At 65.2% G+C, this 2,745-nt stretch carries 3 protein-coding genes; 1 reads left to right on the top strand and 2 read right to left on the bottom strand.

From position 1 onward, the window contains the following. Positions 1-126: 126 nt before the first annotated feature. Positions 127-555, bottom strand: a complete 429-nt coding sequence (locus tag B207_RS0105175) for a hypothetical protein (protein ID WP_018635464.1) — start codon at positions 553-555, stop codon at positions 127-129. Between the two features lie 30 nt (positions 556-585). Further along, positions 586-1,422 (bottom strand): IS5 family transposase, encoded by an 837-nt coding sequence (locus B207_RS0105180; RefSeq protein ID WP_018635465.1) that lies wholly within the window; start codon positions 1,420-1,422, stop codon positions 586-588. 131 nt (positions 1,423-1,553) lie between these two features. Between B207_RS0105180 and B207_RS0105185 the strand changes: the two genes are divergently transcribed. Continuing rightward, positions 1,554-2,426 (top strand): DEAD/DEAH box helicase, encoded by an 873-nt coding sequence (locus tag B207_RS0105185; RefSeq protein ID WP_018635466.1) that lies wholly within the window; start codon positions 1,554-1,556, stop codon positions 2,424-2,426. Positions 2,427-2,745 lie beyond the last annotated feature (319 nt).

Here is a 2,745-nt window from a genome sequence, read left to right on the forward strand (position 1 = left end):
CGGGACGCACGGACATGCTCCTACAGGGCGAAAGACACAAAAGCCGTCGGCATCAAAGGTGATTTATCGTCACCAGGACTACGTAAACATCCAGTCAGAGGGTGTTCTGCGTGGTTTTGCCGGGTGTCAGTGTGGGTTGATCTCTGGGGTGGGTGGAGTCGGGCGGGGCAGGACGAACAGGCCGGGTTCGGGTTCGGTGAGCACGCCGCGCTCGACCAGCCGTTTCAGCTTGGCGCGCATGCCCTCGACGTGGCGGGGTTCGGTGCCCGCACCCAGCGCCCGGCAGGCGTCCTTGGCGCGCAGCCCCCCATCCTGGTCCTGGACGAACAGGGCGAGGACGTCCCGGTAGCCGTCGGGGAGGGGATCGGCTGGTGTGGGGGTGTCCTCGGTGGTCAGTTCCACCAGGGTCTGATGGGTGATCTCCAACCGTTCCAGGGCGTGTTCGGCGGTGGTGAGCTCCTCACCGAGCCGTTTGATCTCTTCTTGTAGCTCCTCGACGGTCCGCCGGATCCGCGCACGCCGGTTCTCGATCTTTTCCAGCAGGTCGGCGCTCACGGTTCCACCCCTGCCCGGCCAGCAGGCCGCTCAGACCGGCGGGTCCCGCCAGGTCGGGGTAGCGCCCCGGGTCAGGCGGCGTGCCATCACGTCAACCATCGACCAGCGGATCATCGCGACCGCGCTGGTGGGTTTCGCCTCGTAGTCCCGGGCGAGGCGCCGGTGCAGCATCATGATCCCGAACGTCTGCTCGACCACCCATCGTTTCGGCAGGGGGGTGAATCCCCGTGCCTCGACCGGCCGGCCCACGATCTCCACATCGATCCCCAACCCGGCCCCGTACTCGATCACCGTGGTCTTGAACCCGGCATCCACCCACGCCTTGCGCACCGACGGGGCCGCGGTAGCGACCCGGTCCAGCAGCGCGGTACCGATGAGGTTGTCGTGCACGCTCGCGGCGACCACAGTCACCGCGATCAGCAGACCGAGGGTGTCGGTGGCGATCCCCCGTTTACGACCCGGGCTTTTCTTGCCCGGATCCAGGCCGGTGGTGTCCGCGGGGGCGTTCGTGGAAGCCCGCACCGTCTGGGAGTCCAGCACGACCGCGCTCGGGTCCGCGCGGCGGTGGTGGTGTTCCCGGACCTGCCAGCGCAGCAGGTCATGGATCGTCTCGGTGGTCCCGTCATCACGCCACCGGCCGAAGTAGTAGCACACCGCGGAGGTGGAGGGCAGATCGTGCGGGAGGTACCGCCACTGGCAGCCGGTCCTGGCCTGGTAGAGGATCGCGTTCACGATCTCCCGCAGCGCGTAACGGCCCTGATGCCCACTCGCCGAGGGATGCCGGGCCTTCCACGCGGTCAGGACCGGACAGATCAGCTCCCACGCCTCATCGGAGAGATCACTGGGGTACGGCTTACGTTCCGCCATACCTTCCAGCAGAACGCACCAGCCCCCGAACGCAACACGATCATCTCCGCACGCCAGACATCACCCCAACCCGAAACCCGGCGAACACCCTCAGAACACCCTCTCACCGCTCCTCTCCAGCAGTACTGCGGGTGGTCGGTGCGCTGGCTACCGAGCTGGGTGCCGGCCCGCTCGAGTCCGCCAATCCGGCGCGGTGGACCGGCCGGGGACGCGTCGAGGTGCTGCGTTCTCCGAACATCCAGGCCGAGGCTACCGCGGTGGTGCGGCTGATCCAGGAGTGGTTGACACAGGACCCCATGCCAAGCGTCGGAGTGATGGCCCGCACCGCTGCCCGCCGCGCCTACGTCGATGACGCAGTACGCGCCGCCCGTGTGGAGGCAGAAGTATGGGACGACCCGATCAGCACAGCCCGAGTCGTAGACCTACTGCGCACCCACGCACCTGGCGCGATCGCCACGGCCGACAATGACGCAAGCCGCCTCGACGAACTGCACCGGCGCTGCCGCGACGCTCTGGATCCTGACGATGTCGAGGCCCGCGACGAGGTTATCTCTGCCTGTGTGGCCCTACGTGAGCGGGCCGCCGCGATGCCGCTTGCCGACGCGCTCGCCGGGATCCGCGTTTCCGGCGACCCGGACGAACCCACTTCCCCCGGGCTGCACCTTCTCAACGGCCACCTCGGCAAGGGCCAACAGTTCACCAAGGTAATCATCATCGGGCTTGAGGAGGACTTTATCCCGCACTTCGCCGCCATCAAGAGCAACGACCCCGCCGAGATCCACGACGAGTTGGCGGTGCTACACGTGATGGCCTCACGCGCCGAAGAGGATCTTATATTCACCGTAGCCGACAGCGTGCCCACCCGCAGTGGCTATCCGCGGCGGCGTACACCGTCCCGCTGGCTCAACTCCATCCTCCAAGCTACGGACTCCGGTACCCTTAAAGCTGGCAACTCCTACCTGTCCGACGCAGCGGCGGCAGGTGCGGCTATCTTCCCAGCCTAATCGAGTGCCGGAGCGATGAACTCCCTGCCCCGTTTCAGCGGCCAGACGTCATCCTCAGTCTCGGCGCATGACATACCGGACAGCGATAGTTAGTGATCCATGCCGCATCGAGAGCACGGAAGATACATCTAGATTCTTTGGATGCAACTACGCTATGTTGAATCCTGCGATCGATGTGGCCACATCGCTTTACTGTAGCAGTTTGCAGCACCAACAGGATATGTAGATGGGTGTAGTTCCGGCTGAGTGAGATCGTTGCGCTAATGATCTCTGGGTGGCGTGCTGCTATTGATCAAGAAAGAAGCTCCTTCTCGCTACG

Source organism: Parafrankia elaeagni, from assembly GCF_000374165.1.
GTDB lineage: Bacteria > Actinomycetota > Actinomycetes > Frankiales > Frankiaceae > Parafrankia > Parafrankia elaeagni.

Bases quoted from the DNA above. Each gene is read 5' to 3' on its own strand.
- B207_RS0105180 (WP_018635465.1), bottom strand. From the start codon at position 1,422: ATGGCGGAACGTAAGCCGTACCCCAGTGATCTCTCCGATGAGGCGTGG.